Raw genomic sequence first — 13,458 nt, 5'->3', positions numbered from 1 at the left:
CGGTCACTTCGCCGCCATTGGCTGGAACCCTTTGAGCGTCTCCGCCATCTCCCGGAGCCGCCGGTCCACCAGGTAGTTTACGGTCCCCTCCTCGTAGGTCCCGTCCTCCCGCCGGGTGCCCGCCGGGACGCCTGTCAGGACCTCGATCCCCTCGTCGATCGTCCGCACCGGGTAGATCCGGAACTTCCCGGCCTTCGCGGCCTCGACAACCTCCTCCTTGAGCATCAGGTTCTGGACGTTGCTTGCGGGGATCAGCGCTCCCTGGTTCCCGTTGAGCCCTTTGGCCTTGCAGACCTCGAAGAACCCCTCCAGTTTCTCGTTCACGCCGCCGATCGCCTGGACCTCGCCCTTCTGGTTCACCGAGCCCGTGACGGCGAGGTACTGTTTTAAGGGGAGACCCGAGAGCGCCGAGAGGAGGGCGTAGAGCTCGGTGCTCGACGCGGAGTCGCCCTCGATCCCCTCGTAACTCTGTTCGAAGACGAGCCGGGCCGAGAGGCCGAGGGGCTTGTCCCTCGCGTAGTTGTTGTTGAGGTAGCCGCTGATGATCAGGACGCCTTTCGTGTGGATCGGCCCGCCGAGCGCCGCCTCCCGCTCGATGTCCATGATCCCCTCGCGGCCGACCCCGATGCTCGCGGTCACCTTCGACGGCCGGCCGAAGGCGAAGTCCCCGAGGCCGATGACTGAGAGGCCGTTCACCTGGCCGATCTTCTCCCCCTCGGTCTCGATGAGGAAGATCCCCCGCCGGATGTACTCCTCGATCTTCTGCTGGATCAGGTTCGAGCGGTAGACCTTCTCATCGATCGCCTTCATGACGTGCTGCCGCTGGATCTGCTCCGCGCCGTCGCTCGCGGCGTAGAAGTTCGCCTCCCGGATGAGGTCCGCGACGGCGGCGAACAGGGTCGAGAGTTTCTCCCTGTCTGCGGCGAGTCTTGACCCATACTCGATCACCCGGGCGATCGCCTCACGGTCCAGGTGCCGGAGGTTCTCCTCCCGGACAAGGTTGCACATGAAGTCGGCGTACTTCCCGGCGTTCTCGTCGTTTCGTTCCATCACGATGTCGAAGTCTGCCTTGACCTTGAAGAGCTCCTTGAAGTCGGGGTCCATCCGGTAGAGGAGCTGGTAGATCATCGGGGTCCCGATGAGGGCCACCTTGATATCGAGTGGGATGGGCTCGGGCTTGATCGTCTTTGCCGTGATGAACCCCATCCGCTCTCCCGGCTCCTCGATGACGGCTTCCCCCGTCTTTAAGGCCGTCTTGAGCCCGTCCCAGGAGAGGGGGGTGCGCAGGAGGTCTTCGACGTCGAGGATGAGGTAGCCGCCGTTGGCCTTATGCAGCGAGCCCGGCCGGATCATCGTGAAGTCGGTCGTGAAGATGCCGAACTGGACCTCCTTCTCGATCTTCCCGAGGAGGTTCTGGAAGGTGGGGTTCTGCTCGACGATCACCGGTGTGCCCTCCGTGCCGGCGTTGTCCACGACGACGTTCACCTCGTACTTCCGGAACGGGAGTTCCCGGATGAAGGCCTGGAACTGGGGCGGGGCGCCCGGCTGCTCGGGGACCCCGAGGAAGGCCTGGAGGTTCTCGAGGATGTCGTTCTGGACGGCGTCGATGTAGGCCGGAACCTCCGGGACGTCGGCGTAGTTCTCCTTGAGTTCGGCGACGAGGTTGCCGATCGCGTAGAGGGCGATGTCGTGGTTCACGTCCTTGACCGCCTCGGCCCCCTGCCGCTCGATATCCTGCACCTGCCGGAGCGTGCTCCGGAGGTCGGCGTTGAGGGCGTCCCGGCGCCGCTGGACCTCCGCCCGCACCTCGTCAGGGAGGGTGATGAACTCCTCCTCGGGGACCGGTCTCCCGTTGATGACCGGGATAGTCAGGAGACCGATGGGGCTCATCTGGATGATGAACCCCGCCTCCTGGGCGCGCTGATTGATCCGGGCGATGAGGTCGGTCCTGTTCCCCTGGAGCGACTGGAGGGTTTCATCCCGCCGTTTGGCGTACTCTTCGCTCTCGAACGCCCGGGGAAGCGCCTGCCGGGCCTCCTCGATGAACCGCTTCATATCCTCCCTGAACCGGGGCCCCCTCCCCCCCGGGAGGGCGATGGCGTTGGGCTCGTACTGGTCCTGGAAGTTGTGGACGTAGACCCAGTCGCTTGCCCGGGGCTTGGCCCTGGCGAGTTCGTCGAGGAAACTCCGGACAGCGGTCATCCGCCCGGTGCCCTGGGCGCCCGCGGTGTAGACGTTGAACCCCTTCTCCCGGATCTCGAGGCCGAACTTCAGCGCCCTGAGCGCCCGTTCCTGGCCGATGATCTCCTCCATCGGCCTCATCTCCCCGGTGCTGGCACATTCTACCTTTTCCGGCTCGTAGACGTTCCGGTATTCTTCGATATCCAAAGGCTGAACCATCAGTCTCACCAAGTTTCTGCAACTACACCGCAGGGTGTCGCTCGCCTTAAAAAAGATTCCCCGGTCCGGCACTCCTCCCGGATGGTACGATAGGTGGTTTTACTTACTTTCGCGCTTATGTGTAGTATGTTCGTATGCGGCTCATCTCCTGCACGGGGCCGCAGGACCGGGTGAAATCATGAGAATTGCGATTGCACAGGACGGCAACCGGGTATCCGAACACTTCGGGCATTGTGAAGGGTATGCGATATTTGACGTGGAGGAGTCGATCATCTACCGGAGGGACGACCTTCCGAGCCCCGGTCACGAACCCGGGCGGCTTCCGGTCTTCCTCGCGGAGCACGGAGTAAACCTGATCATCGCCGGCGGAATGGGACCGCGGGCCATCGAGCTCTTCCACGGAAACGATATCGAGGTTCTTCTCGGCATCGGTGGAAACGTTGATTACGTCGCGCAGGACTATATTGCCGGCCGTCTCTCGCCGGGGAAGAGTTCCTGCCACCACGAAGACGGCGGCGAGTGCGACGGGGCACACTGAGCATGGCGGCGGTGGTTGACCCGGAGGTATGCACCGGGTGCGAGACGTGCGTGTCGGCCTGTCCTGCGGCCGCGGTCACCATGGACGACGGCAGGGCGAAGGTCGACCCCGGACTCTGCGTGGACTGCGGAACCTGTGTGGACGAGTGTCCGGCGGGCGCCATCTCGCTTGAATGACACGATAGCACCATCCACAGTATTATGCTCGTATGTATAACCCTCAGAGGAGTGTATTAACATGATAATCGGTATCACAGCACGTGCAGAAGGCACGTCCGCCCCGGTCGAGCAGCGGTTCGGCCGGGCGCCTTACTTCGTCTTCGTCGATACGGAGACGGGAAAATCCGAATCGATTAAGAATCCCCTCGTTGACGCTGCGGGCGGGGTCGGGCCCCGGGCGGTCCAGATGCTCGCGGAGCACGGCGCGACGGTGGTCATCACCGGCCAGGTCGGCGGGAACGCCGCGAAAGCGCTCGAAGCGGGCGGGATCAAGGCTTATGCCTACCGCGGAAGCGGCAGCGTGGCCGATGCCCTCGCGGAGCATACCGCCGGGAACCTGCAGCCGCTCCCTCTCGCCTGAAGCGGTATACAGCATGAAGATCGCGATTGCAAGCGGCAAAGGCGGCACCGGGAAGAGCACGGTGGCGGCGAACCTCGCCTTCACGCTCGCCCGCTCCCGCGAGGTGGCACTCGTCGACTGCGATGTCGAGGAGCCGAACCTCCATCTCTTCTTCCCGGGTTCTGCCGTGGACATACCGGTGACGACGCCGGTCCCGGAGGTCGATCTCGCCCGCTGCACCTTTTGCGGTGAGTGCGGGAAGTTCTGCCGCTTCGGGGCCCTCTCGGTCATCAAAGACCGGGTTATCCTCTTCCCGGAACTCTGCCATTCCTGCGGGGGCTGCAGCCTCGTCTGCCCGCAGGGGGCTGTCGGGGAGGTCCCGCGTACCGTCGGCCGGGTGGCATGCTCCTGCCCGCTCCCCGCCCTCACGCTGATCAGCGGCGTCTTAAACGAAGGGGAGGTGCAGGCCCCGGCGGTCATCCGGGCGGCAAAACTGCTCGCACAAGGGCACCCGCTCACCCTCTACGACGCCTCCCCCGGGATCGCCTGCCCGGTGATCGAGACCCTCGAGGGGAGCGATGCCTGCGTTCTGGTCACGGAGTCGACGCCGTTCGGGCTTCACGACCTCCGCCTCGCGGCCGAGGTGGCGGAGAGGGTCGGCATTCCCGCCGGCGTCGTGATCAACCGGAGCGACGGGCAGGACGAGGCGACCCTCGACTTCTGCCGGGAGCGCGGGCTCCCCGTCCTCATGACCATCCCGTTCTCGCGGGAGATCGCCGCCGTCCAGAACCGGGGCGGGCTCATCTGCCGCGATCTTCCCGGGTGGGAGGATCGGTTCGCCGCCCTCTTTGACGGGATCGTGAAGATCGCGGGGGTGAGCCGGTGATCCGGCTCGCGGTCGTCAGCGGCAAGGGCGGCACGGGAAAGACGATGGTGGCGGCGGCGCTTGCGGATATCAGCGGAGTGCCGCAGGTCCTCGCCGACTGCGACGTGGACGCCGCGAACCTGGAACTCCTCTTCGAGCCCCGGCGGCTCACCACGGAAGAGTTCAGGGGGCTCGAGGCGGCCCGGATCGACCCTGAACGATGCCGCAACTGCGGGATATGCGCGGATCACTGCCGCTTCGGGGCGATCGTGCGTAACGACGCCTGGGAGGCGGAGGCCCTGCACTGCGAGGGCTGCGGTGTCTGCACCTACGTCTGTCCTATGGGGGCAATACGGATGGAACTCCGCGTCTGCGGCGAGATCTACACCTCGGCGACGGACCGGGGGAACCTTGCCCATGCCCGGCTCTTCCCGGGCTCCGGGAACTCAGGATTGCTCGTCACCGAGGTGAAGAAGCGGGCCATGAACCTTGCGGGCGGCGCCGACCTGCTGCTCGCGGACGGCCCGCCGGGGATCGGGTGCCCGCTGATCGCGACGATCGGCGGTATGGACGCGGTCCTCATCGTCACGGAGCCGGGAGTCTCCGCGCTCCACGATCTCGCAAGGCTGGTGACGGTCTGCCGGCGATTCGGCGTCCGGATCTTCGTCGCGATCAACCGGTTCGACCTCGCGGAGGATATCTGCGCAAGGATCGAGGACTACTGCAGGAAGGAGGAGATCCCGGTGGCAGGAAAGATCCCGTTCGACCCACAGGTGATCGAAGCGGTGCGAGGCGGCCGCCCCGTGACCCGGAGCGAGTCCCCGGCGACGGATGCTCTCCGGGCGCTCCGGGACAGCCTCTTCTCCGAACTCGGGCTCCGGTGAGCCCGCTCTCCCGGGGTGTCACGGTACCCCGGGACGCTCCGCTCCGGAGGAATCGGGTGTTGCCGGAGATCCGGCAAGAGTGTCTCGTGACTCTCCGGTCTCAACCGAAGATTCACTCTAACGATTCTTGGAAAAAGAAGAATGTATTGGTTTAGAACCGGGGTTTTCTGTGCTTCGGGAGGCAGTCCTGGCAATAGACGGGTCTGCCTTCGGTCGGCTTGAAGGGGACTTCGCACTCTTTCCCACAGTCTGAACAAACGGTCTTCGTCATTTCACGGGGCCCGCCGAAGTTCCTCGGTCCACCGAAATTTCTGTTTCCTCTGTTATAATCCATTGGATTGCTCATGCAGATAGAACACTGCCTGTAGAGTTGTGATTGGATAGTATATAATGTACTTCACCGGCCTTCTCATCGGTGGTGCAGCATCCTCGTACAGAGGGCGGGAAAGCAGGATTACCGGGTGCCTTATGCCCGTCTCGAAGGCACTCTCCCGGGCGGCTTTCGCCCCTGCCCGGTGGACCGGGGCTAAAACGCGACGGTCGGCACACACGCGCGTGTGGTCTTCGGGGCGTTGCCCCGGTCTTCCGGAACCGGTTTTCCGGAACCGGTCTTCCGGAACCGGTATTTCGTTGGCCGGGAAGCGACACGGAAAGCCCATGTCCAGCTCGTGTCATAGGACCCCCAAGGTTTATGGATCTGCAGGCGATTCTGGACTGGTGAATGATGATGAACATCTCCCGGTTGAAGTACAGGGTCGAAGTTCTCAGCGACCAGGACGGCATCAAGCGCTACGGCCCGTTCAACGAGCAAAAGGCACGGGAGTTCTTCGAGGTCGAGGAGAGCCTCGGCGGGACCGCCCGGATCGCACGGCTGGAGGAGGGGATCCGGGAGACGTGGAAGGTCATCACCGAGTGCGGGGATTGGGGCGACCGCGAGAGAGGACCTCCCGAAGCGATGAAGGCGGAGGCACAACCGCGCTGAGCCCTGCAGGAGCGGTCTCCGGCCCTCATCGCGGCGGCCGCAACGACCTTCTCCGCCCCCACCCGGTCCGTTATCTCGCCGAACCTCCCGCCCGGCCGTGACCTCTCCGCAAAGCGGCCGGGCAGCCTTCCGAAGACTCGCCCGCCGTCCACGGATGTGGACACAAGACGCATATACTCAAACCCCGATAGCAGGGCGTGGACCTCATCCTGCAGGCGTACGATGTGCTCCTCTGGGTTGCCCTCATCAAAGGCATCCAGCTCGCTCTCTGGCCCCGTCTCCGCCCGGCGCTCGGCGACTACGCCTACCCGGCGGCCTACCCGGCCTCCCTCCTCCTCTTCGCCCTCGCGACCTGGTACTGCGGCCTCCTCGGCGTCCCGGTCGCCCTTGCCCTCCTCGTCTTCGTCGGCCTCGGCGCCTACGGTCTCTCGCGGGGCGAGTACCGGCCACGGGAGATCCGGGACCTCCTCGCCTGGGACGCGGTCTTCGCCGTCGGCTTCCTCTTCGCGCTTGCGGTCCGGTTCGTAAACCCGCCCATCGGCTACTTCAGCGAGCAGTACATGAACCACGCCTTCCTCGCGAGCGTGATCCGGGAGCCCGTGGTGCCGCCGCTCGACCCCTGGTTTGCAGGCGGCCACCTCACCGTCTACTACTACCTCGGCCACTGGCTGATGGGCTGCCTCGCGATCGTCACCGGCATTCCGTCGGAAGTGGCCTTCAACCTGATTCCGGGAACTGTCTACGGGACGGCGTTCGCGGCGCTCTATGCCCTCGGGCATCTCCTTCTTTCGCGGTGGCGGTGGCTCCCCCTCGCGGTCCTCCTCCTCGTCCCCCCGTCGGTTCCCTGGTTCCTCGCCACGGGCCGGGACCTTTACGGTGCGCTCCAGGATACCAACTGGATCGTCGCCGGCGCACGGTTCGAGTTCCCGGCCTTCTCCCTCCTCCTCGGGAACGTTCACGCCTTCGAGATGGCCGTGTTCAACCAGGCCTTCCTCCTCCTCCTCCTCGGGTTTGCATGGTGCCGCTGGGGCGGGCTCGATCTCCGGGGACGGGGAACCCTTTCCCTCCTCCTGGCCTTGAGCATCGGTTCGATGCCGCTCTTATGCTCCTGGGACGCCCTCGTCTACGGTCCCGTCGTCGCCGTCTTCCTCCTCGTGCTCTCTCTCCGGGAACGGGATCTCCCCACCCTCGCCGCCGCCGTCGCGGTCCCGGCGGCAGCCCTCCTCATCTACCTCCCTTACTACCTGCACCTCGAGCCCGCGGGCGTGGGGGGGATCGGCTGGGGGTTCTCCCCCACCGACCCGTTCGCCTTCCTCGTGGTCTGGGGCGGCTTCCTTGGAATCATCTACGCCGCCGTCGCCCGGGATATCCGGCGGTTCCCGGTCCTGCTTGCTCTTGCCCTCCCGTTCCTCGCCGTCGGCTACGTCGTCCTCGGGATCGCGCTGGTGCCGCTCGCCTGCCTTCTCCTCAGGAGGCGTCACGCGTTTCCGGCCCTCCTCTGCATCGCCGGTCTTTCGGTGCTCGTCTTCTGCGAGGTCTTCTACTTCCAGGAGATGCTCGGGGGGGACTACAGCCGGTTCAACACCATCTTCAAGTTCTACTTCGACGCCTGGATCCTTCTCGGCACGGGCTCCCTCCTCCTCGCCGGGGCGTGGCTTGCAGGGCGGCGACCGGTCCTCCCGGCGGACCGGTGGCTTGCGGTTGTCGCCGCCATCGCCCTCATCGCCGCTCCGTTCGCCCTCGACGTCGATATCGGCCGGGGCCTTCTCGGGATCGATTATCCCCCGGCTGGCTACCGCACCCTGGACGGGTTCGCCTACCTCGACGCCACGCGGCCAGGAGAGGCTGCGGCGGTCGACTACCTCCGGACGCTTCCGGGCGGTCACTGTATCGTGGAGGCGGAGAACGGGGACTACGGCTACTACTCACGGGTTTCGTCGTTTTCCGGCATCCCGACGGTCCTCGGGCAGATCGGCCACGAACTGACCTGGCGGGGGAACGGGGCGTGGTATACCGATCGCCCGGCGGAGATCCGGGCGATCTACGAGAACCCGGAGGAGACCCTCGTACTCATGGAGAAGTACAACGCGACCCTCCTCTACGTCGGGGAGCCAGAACACGAGCGTTACGACGTCCGGCTGCCGGAAAGCGGGCTTCGTCTCGTCTACGATGAAGGCGGGGTCCGGATCTACGAACGGATCGGGTAACCTTTATGGCTCTCGCTCACGGGGTGTGGCTCATGCTACGAGCAGCCGCAGTCATGGCATCCGTCCTTGTGATCTTCGCCCTGGCGGGCTTTGCCGGGGCGCAGGAGTCGCCGGACGCCGGAAACCTGACGAACGCCGGGTCGGCGTACGCGGCGGACTACCGGAACAGCACCTCCGTGACGAGGCTTGCCGGAGAGAACGAGACGCTCGACGTGAGCCTCGAGCCCGTGGCAGAAGGTTTCGTCGCACCGCTGATGCTCACGGACGCCGGCGACGGCACGGGCAGGCTCTTTGTCGTCGACCAGATCGGGACGGTCTCGGTCATCGACGGGAACGGCACCCTCCTTGAGGAGCCGTTTCTGGACGTCCGGGATCGCATGGTCGATCTCAACCCGCCGTTCGACGAACGCGGGCTCCTCTCGATAGCCTCCCACCCCGGCTTTCCGGAGAACGGACGGGTCTTTGCGTTCTACAGCGCACCCCTGCGCGAGGGGGCGCCGGAAGGCTGGGATTGCACGAACCGCCTCTCCGAGTTCCGGGTCGACCCCGCGGACCCGGACCGGGTGGACATGACCTCCGAGAAGGTCCTCCTGGAGATCGACAAACCGCAGTCTACCCATAACGGCGGGAGCATCGCGTTCGGTCCCCGTGACGGCTACCTCTACGTCTCTCTCGGCGACGGGGGCGCAGCAGGCGACAGCGGGACCGGCCACACCCCGGAGACCGGGAACGCCCAGGACCTGACGACGATCTACGGAAAGGTGCTCCGGATCGACGTGGACGACATCTCTGCCGGGAACGTCCCGGAGCCGCCGGAGAACGCCACCTGGTCGACAGGGGCGGGTTCCCTCTACGGGGTCCCGGAGGACAATCCTTTCCTCGCGAACGCGAGCATCCCGCCCGAGATCTACGCCTACGGGTTCCGGAACCCGGCCTTCATCTCGTTCGACGCCGAAGGCAACCTTTATGCTGCCGACGCGGGCCAGGACCTCTTTGAAGAGGTCTCGCTTGTTGTGAAAGGAGGCAACTACGGCTGGCGCCTCAGGGAGGGGACCCACTGTTTCGACCTCCTGCATTTCCGGGACCCCCCCGGGACCTGCGAGGCCGTCGGTCCCCTCGGGGAGCCCCTGATCGGCCCCATCATCGAGGGCGGCCGTGACCTGGGTCCGGTTATCATCGGCGGCCGGGTTTACGGCGGCACGGAGCTCCCGGAGCTCTCGGGGCGCTACGTCTTCGGCTACTGGAACGGCAACTTCGTCGCCGCGACACCCCCGCCGGGATGGAACGCGTCGGGCTTCCCCGCCTCCGCCGAGAACCTCATGCCCGGTGACATCGCGATGTGGCGGCTGCAGGGACTCAACGTCACCGCAATGTCCGCAGGGTCCGGGAATGACTTTCTCCTCGGGTTCGGCGAGGATGAACGTTCGGAACTCTACGCGCTCACGACCGGTGTCGCCGGACCGGATGCGTCCACCGCGACCGGCAGGGCCTGGAAGATCGTCCCGGCGAACGTGACCGCCCCGCTGCGGACGTAGGTTCCGAGGTTCACCGTCATGATGCGTCGGGTCGCCCGCGGCTCCGGTACCGGGCAGGGCAACCTTTATGCCCCCGGCCTACCCGGTGGGGTTCATGGCACGAATAACCGTAGTCATGGCGCCCGTTACGGGGGTGCGGACGTGACCCCGGAGGTGGCCCGCGCCGCGGAGAGGGTGACGGTCGCGATCGCGGCCGAGAACTTCGCCTTCAGCATGAAGACGATCACGGTCCCGGCGGGTGCGGGGGTGACGGTGAACTTCGACAACCGGGATGACGGCACCCCGCACAACGTCGCGGTCTACACGGACTCCTCGGCGGCCACGGCGATCTTCGTCGGCGAGATCGTCACCGGCCCGGACCAGGCGACCTACACCTTCACGGCACCCGAGACCCCGGGGACCTACTTCTTCCGGTGCGACGTCCATCCCTCGATGAACGGCGACTTCATCGTGGAGTAGAGAAGGGGACGGCCGGGCGATTCCCTGACCGTCGGCCCGGCCTGGACACATCCCCTATAATGAGACCGGCAGCTCTGGGTGGCCTGATATAGAGTAACGATCGAACACTATTCCATACGGGCGCTCTCCCGGTATCGGGAAGAGCGCCGCAGTCGGAGGTCAGTCATGCCGGAACACACCCTGACTCCGGTCGGACTCGCCGACCGGAGGACCGTCGTCGATATCTTCAACTACTACGTCGAGAACACCTTTGCCGCCTACCCGGAGGAGAAGGTGCCCTATGCCTTCTTCGACGTGATCCTCGGGATCGCCCGGGATTACCCGGTCGTCGCGGTACGGGACGGAGACGGCGGGGTCGCCGGGTTCGGGATGCTCCGCCCGCACAACCCGATGCCGGCGTTCGCCCGGACCGCCGAGGTAACCTGCTTCCTGCGGCCCGAACTGACCGGGCGCGGGATCGGGTCGGAGGTGCTCGGCTACCTGGAGGCCGAGGGAAGGAAGCGCGGGATCGCCTGCATCCTTGCGAGCATCTCGTCGCTGAACGAGGGGAGCATCCGGTTCCACCGGCGGCACGGATTTATCGAGTGCGGGCGCTTTGGGAACGTCGGGTCCAAACGCGGGGTCCTTTTCGACACCGTCTGGATGCAGAAGGAGATTTGAGGCCGACCTCAGAGGAAGGCGCCTGCGATGATCGCCGCGGCGTAGACGATCACCGTTGCATGCATGAGCGGGAGCGCCCGCATCGCCGCTTCCGGGCTCTTCCCCCGGAGGATGAGGTAGTTTGCCATACCGAGGAGGGCGAGTCCCGCGGCAAAGCCCGCGAGCGTGACAGGCCCGAGCGTGAGGCCGAAGACGAGCGCCATGACGGCGTGGACGACCGAGAAGCCGAGGACCCAGACGGCCGCGCCCTTCATGCCGTAGAGGAGCGGAGTCGGGTCCTCCGGAGCCGACCCGGTCAGACCGAAGGTCAGACGCGGGACCGTCACCATCCCCCGGGCACGGTCGTTCACGACGTCGGCGATGTCGTTCGCCCCGAGGTGGGCGAGCGTCCAGGGGTAGAAGAAGAGGAAGAAGAGGAGGGCGGTTGCGTCCGGGCTCCCGTACACAAGGTAGCCGGCGACGGGGAAGAGGGCGAAGTCCGTACGCCCGATCACCTGGGCGACCGGCAGGGTCTGGTCCCGCTTCTTTGTCTGGTAGAAGTACTCGACCAGGTACGAGTAGCCCATGATGCCGAGGACGTAGAGGTTGTGGGGCGAAGGCAGGGTTGCGGCGAGCGCGGCCGCAAGCCCGGCGAGGAGGAGGAAGACGGCGAAGGCCGCCCGGGGGGAGAGTTTTCCCGCCGGTATCGGCCGCTTGCCGAACGGCCGCCAGTAGCGGGTGAGCGAGCCATTGACGTCCCGCCGGTCGTACTCCCGGTCGACGTAGTCGTTCAAGACGAATCCGGCTTCGAACCCGAAGAGCCCGATGAGCGCCGCCCGGCCGACAAGTTCCCACGAGAATCCGCCGTAGTTCTCAAACGCGAGCGCGAGTCCCGAGCAGAAGAGCAGGGGCCAGACGAAGAAGAAATGGGCGCGGGTGAGGTCTGCGAGCGCGACAAGGGTCTCTCTCATGGTCGTACTCCGGGTTATGTGCTCCGACTCAAAAAAGGTTGCAGCAGGGTTACGTCTGCAGCCGGACCGCTTCCTGCCGGTGACGACCATGCAGACCCCCCGTTGCTCGATCTGCGGACATGTCCGCGACGAAAAGACCGGAGATGCGGATGTTCCGCCGGGAACTGCGTTTGAGGACCCCTCCGACGACTGGCGCTGCCCGGTCTGCCTCGCGGAGAAGAGCAGGTTCACCCCGTTCGTGTCTCCTCTCGCGAGACCCGGGCTCTGACCCCTCCAGGGCCCGGGGCAGAAGCACAACCGGAAAGAACCGCATAAAAAGACCGAGAGCGTAAAGTACCCTGTTGCAGCCCCGGCGCTCGGGAATCGGGGCGGGCAGCGGGAGTTCTTAATGGTGGATACCTTACTGCCGGGGGTTGCTCTGGCAATCTATGCTCTGGTGAACGCCGTCTCGTTCATCACCTATTACCGCGACAAAAAGTCCGCAAAGAAGAATGCACGCAGAACACCGGAGAAGACGCTCCTCGTACTCGCCCTTTTCGGGCCGTTCGGGGCGTTTGCCGCGATGCGTGCCTTCCGGCACAAGACCCAGAAGACAGCGTTCAAGCTCGTTCCTGTCTTTCTCTGCCTGCACCTCGTAGTCGCTGCCGCGTTCGTTCTGGGTCTCGTGTGATCCCTCATCAATAGATGAGGGTTTACATGAGGACAAAGTTATAATCAATCCGTTATCCTACCTATCGTATGGCGTACGAGTACGGGCCGCTCTCCCACCCGCTCGAGGAGACCCTCGCGGTGCTGCAGGAAGGGCTCATGCGCGAGTACCATCTGGAGTACCTCCCCGCTCACCGGCGATCGGCCCGGCGATCGCGGCGGCTCCGGCGGATACGTGGGTGGTGCAGGGCGACCGGCCGCCTGGCGGAGCAGGCCGCTCTTGTGGCAGAGCGCACCCTTCCCCGCATCGAGCAGGAGACCGGGCATGCCTTCCGGGGTCCGGACGGGCTTGCCCGGGTTCTGATGGCCCCCTCTACAAAACGGCTTTTTTCGGAGATATTCGCCGGGTTTCCTGAAGACGCGCTCCCGATCCATGCAGGCGACCTGGCAATGCTCGGGAGCTTCGCCGACGACTCCCACGCCCTTGCTCTCATCGGCGACGTCACCCTGCGGCTGAAGGTCCTCCCCGGCGAAGACGTCGGGGCAGCAGGTCTCACCGCTCTCTGCGACCGATGGGGTCTCCACGAGAGCCGGATCGGTTCCGGGTTCCGCCGCTCTCCGGACGGCGAGAGACTCGAGCAGGAGAAGGAGACCCTTGCCCGGGCGGTTCTCGGCCTCATCTACGTCGAGGGAGGCGTCGATGCGTTGCGGGCCGTGGTGCCGCTCCTTGCGTCCGGCCGGGATGGGTAGGGATCGGAAAAAGGCTATATAC

At 65.3% G+C, this 13,458-nt stretch carries 16 protein-coding genes; 13 read left to right on the top strand and 3 right to left on the bottom strand.

Annotation, left to right across the window (positions count from 1 at the left end):
- Window positions 1-3: 3 nt before the first annotated feature.
- Window positions 4-2,388, bottom strand: a complete 2,385-nt coding sequence (locus DIC75_RS01620; RefSeq protein WP_250986272.1) for a Lon protease family protein — start codon at window positions 2,386-2,388, stop codon at window positions 4-6.
- A 190-nt stretch (window positions 2,389-2,578) separates the two neighbouring features.
- Between DIC75_RS01620 and DIC75_RS01615 the strand changes: the two genes are divergently transcribed.
- From DIC75_RS01615 to DIC75_RS01595, 5 genes are all read left to right on the top strand, one after another.
- On the top strand, window positions 2,579-2,938 hold the full coding sequence (locus DIC75_RS01615) for a NifB/NifX family molybdenum-iron cluster-binding protein (protein ID WP_250986271.1): 360 nt from the start codon (window positions 2,579-2,581) through the stop codon (window positions 2,936-2,938).
- A gap of 2 nt (window positions 2,939-2,940) precedes the next feature.
- Window positions 2,941-3,114 (top strand): 4Fe-4S binding protein, encoded by a 174-nt coding sequence (locus tag DIC75_RS01610; protein WP_250986270.1) that lies wholly within the window; start codon window positions 2,941-2,943, stop codon window positions 3,112-3,114.
- Between the two features lie 61 nt (window positions 3,115-3,175).
- The gene (locus DIC75_RS01605; RefSeq protein WP_250986269.1) at window positions 3,176-3,517 is read left to right on the top strand and encodes a NifB/NifX family molybdenum-iron cluster-binding protein; all 342 of its coding nucleotides are present in this window, start codon (window positions 3,176-3,178) and stop codon (window positions 3,515-3,517) included.
- 13 nt (window positions 3,518-3,530) lie between these two features.
- Window positions 3,531-4,382 (top strand): nucleotide-binding protein, encoded by an 852-nt coding sequence (locus DIC75_RS01600; protein ID WP_250986268.1) that lies wholly within the window; start codon window positions 3,531-3,533, stop codon window positions 4,380-4,382.
- The gene (locus DIC75_RS01595) at window positions 4,379-5,245 is read left to right on the top strand and encodes an ATP-binding protein (protein ID WP_250986267.1); all 867 of its coding nucleotides are present in this window, start codon (window positions 4,379-4,381) and stop codon (window positions 5,243-5,245) included. The genes DIC75_RS01600 and DIC75_RS01595 overlap by 4 nt, the downstream gene beginning before the upstream one ends.
- Window positions 5,246-5,396: 151 nt before the next feature.
- On the opposite strand, the gene DIC75_RS01590 is transcribed toward DIC75_RS01595, so the two are convergent.
- Entirely contained in the window at window positions 5,397-5,591 is a 195-nt protein-coding gene (locus DIC75_RS01590; protein ID WP_011845255.1) for a CxxC-x17-CxxC domain-containing protein, read from the bottom strand.
- Window positions 5,592-5,966: 375 nt separating this feature from the next.
- Here DIC75_RS01590 and DIC75_RS01585 point away from each other — a divergent pair, with 375 nt between their 5' ends.
- The 5 genes from DIC75_RS01585 to DIC75_RS01565 all read left to right on the top strand — a co-directional run bounded on the left by DIC75_RS01585 (window position 5,967) and on the right by DIC75_RS01565 (window position 11,088).
- Complete coding sequence (locus DIC75_RS01585; RefSeq protein ID WP_250986266.1) at window positions 5,967-6,227, top strand: hypothetical protein; 261 nt, start codon at window positions 5,967-5,969, stop codon at window positions 6,225-6,227.
- Window positions 6,228-6,424: 197 nt separating this feature from the next.
- Window positions 6,425-8,434 (top strand): DUF2298 domain-containing protein, encoded by a 2,010-nt coding sequence (locus DIC75_RS01580; RefSeq protein ID WP_250986265.1) that lies wholly within the window; start codon window positions 6,425-6,427, stop codon window positions 8,432-8,434.
- A 32-nt stretch (window positions 8,435-8,466) separates the two neighbouring features.
- Entirely contained in the window at window positions 8,467-9,969 is a 1,503-nt protein-coding gene (locus DIC75_RS01575; protein ID WP_250986264.1) for a PQQ-dependent sugar dehydrogenase, read from the top strand.
- 141 nt (window positions 9,970-10,110) lie between these two features.
- The gene (locus DIC75_RS01570; RefSeq protein ID WP_250986263.1) at window positions 10,111-10,428 is read left to right on the top strand and encodes a cupredoxin domain-containing protein; all 318 of its coding nucleotides are present in this window, start codon (window positions 10,111-10,113) and stop codon (window positions 10,426-10,428) included.
- A gap of 165 nt (window positions 10,429-10,593) precedes the next feature.
- On the top strand, window positions 10,594-11,088 hold the full coding sequence (locus DIC75_RS01565) for a GNAT family N-acetyltransferase (RefSeq protein ID WP_250986262.1): 495 nt from the start codon (window positions 10,594-10,596) through the stop codon (window positions 11,086-11,088).
- 8 nt (window positions 11,089-11,096) lie between these two features.
- Here the strand turns inward: DIC75_RS01565 and DIC75_RS01560 are convergent, their stop codons facing one another.
- On the bottom strand, window positions 11,097-12,038 hold the full coding sequence (locus tag DIC75_RS01560; protein WP_250986261.1) for a UbiA family prenyltransferase: 942 nt from the start codon (window positions 12,036-12,038) through the stop codon (window positions 11,097-11,099).
- 88 nt (window positions 12,039-12,126) lie between these two features.
- On the opposite strand from DIC75_RS01560, the gene DIC75_RS01555 reads away from it, so the two are divergent.
- The 3 genes from DIC75_RS01555 to DIC75_RS01545 all read left to right on the top strand — a co-directional run bounded on the left by DIC75_RS01555 (window position 12,127) and on the right by DIC75_RS01545 (window position 13,436).
- On the top strand, window positions 12,127-12,306 hold the full coding sequence (locus DIC75_RS01555; protein WP_250986260.1) for a rubredoxin: 180 nt from the start codon (window positions 12,127-12,129) through the stop codon (window positions 12,304-12,306).
- Window positions 12,307-12,426: 120 nt separating this feature from the next.
- Window positions 12,427-12,708: a DUF1294 domain-containing protein gene (locus DIC75_RS01550; RefSeq protein ID WP_250986259.1), complete on the top strand. Its 282-nt coding sequence runs from the start codon at window positions 12,427-12,429 to the stop codon at window positions 12,706-12,708.
- A gap of 68 nt (window positions 12,709-12,776) precedes the next feature.
- Window positions 12,777-13,436, top strand: coding sequence for a hypothetical protein (locus DIC75_RS01545; protein ID WP_250986258.1), 660 nt, complete (start codon window positions 12,777-12,779; stop codon window positions 13,434-13,436).
- Window positions 13,437-13,458 lie beyond the last annotated feature (22 nt).

The sequence above is a fragment of the Methanoculleus oceani genome (genome assembly GCF_023702065.1).
In the GTDB taxonomy this organism is placed as follows: domain Archaea; phylum Halobacteriota; class Methanomicrobia; order Methanomicrobiales; family Methanoculleaceae; genus Methanoculleus; species Methanoculleus oceani.
This window is presented reverse-complemented; position numbering and strand designations above follow the sequence as displayed.

Coding starts and splice junctions, on each gene's coding strand:
- DIC75_RS01555 (WP_250986260.1), top strand. CDS start 12,127: ATGCAGACCCCCCGTTGCTCGATCTGCGGACATGTCCGCGACGAAAAG.
- DIC75_RS01565 (WP_250986262.1), top strand. CDS start 10,594: ATGCCGGAACACACCCTGACTCCGGTCGGACTCGCCGACCGGAGGACC.
- DIC75_RS01550 (WP_250986259.1), top strand. CDS start 12,427: ATGGTGGATACCTTACTGCCGGGGGTTGCTCTGGCAATCTATGCTCTG.
- DIC75_RS01585 (WP_250986266.1), top strand. CDS start 5,967: ATGATGATGAACATCTCCCGGTTGAAGTACAGGGTCGAAGTTCTCAGC.
- DIC75_RS01560 (WP_250986261.1), bottom strand. CDS start 12,038: ATGAGAGAGACCCTTGTCGCGCTCGCAGACCTCACCCGCGCCCATTTC.
- DIC75_RS01610 (WP_250986270.1), top strand. CDS start 2,941: ATGGCGGCGGTGGTTGACCCGGAGGTATGCACCGGGTGCGAGACGTGC.
- DIC75_RS01545 (WP_250986258.1), top strand. CDS start 12,777: ATGGCGTACGAGTACGGGCCGCTCTCCCACCCGCTCGAGGAGACCCTC.
- DIC75_RS01605 (WP_250986269.1), top strand. CDS start 3,176: ATGATAATCGGTATCACAGCACGTGCAGAAGGCACGTCCGCCCCGGTC.
- DIC75_RS01575 (WP_250986264.1), top strand. CDS start 8,467: ATGCTACGAGCAGCCGCAGTCATGGCATCCGTCCTTGTGATCTTCGCC.
- DIC75_RS01615 (WP_250986271.1), top strand. CDS start 2,579: ATGAGAATTGCGATTGCACAGGACGGCAACCGGGTATCCGAACACTTC.
- DIC75_RS01590 (WP_011845255.1), bottom strand. CDS start 5,591: ATGAGCAATCCAATGGATTATAACAGAGGAAACAGAAATTTCGGTGGA.
- DIC75_RS01600 (WP_250986268.1), top strand. CDS start 3,531: ATGAAGATCGCGATTGCAAGCGGCAAAGGCGGCACCGGGAAGAGCACG.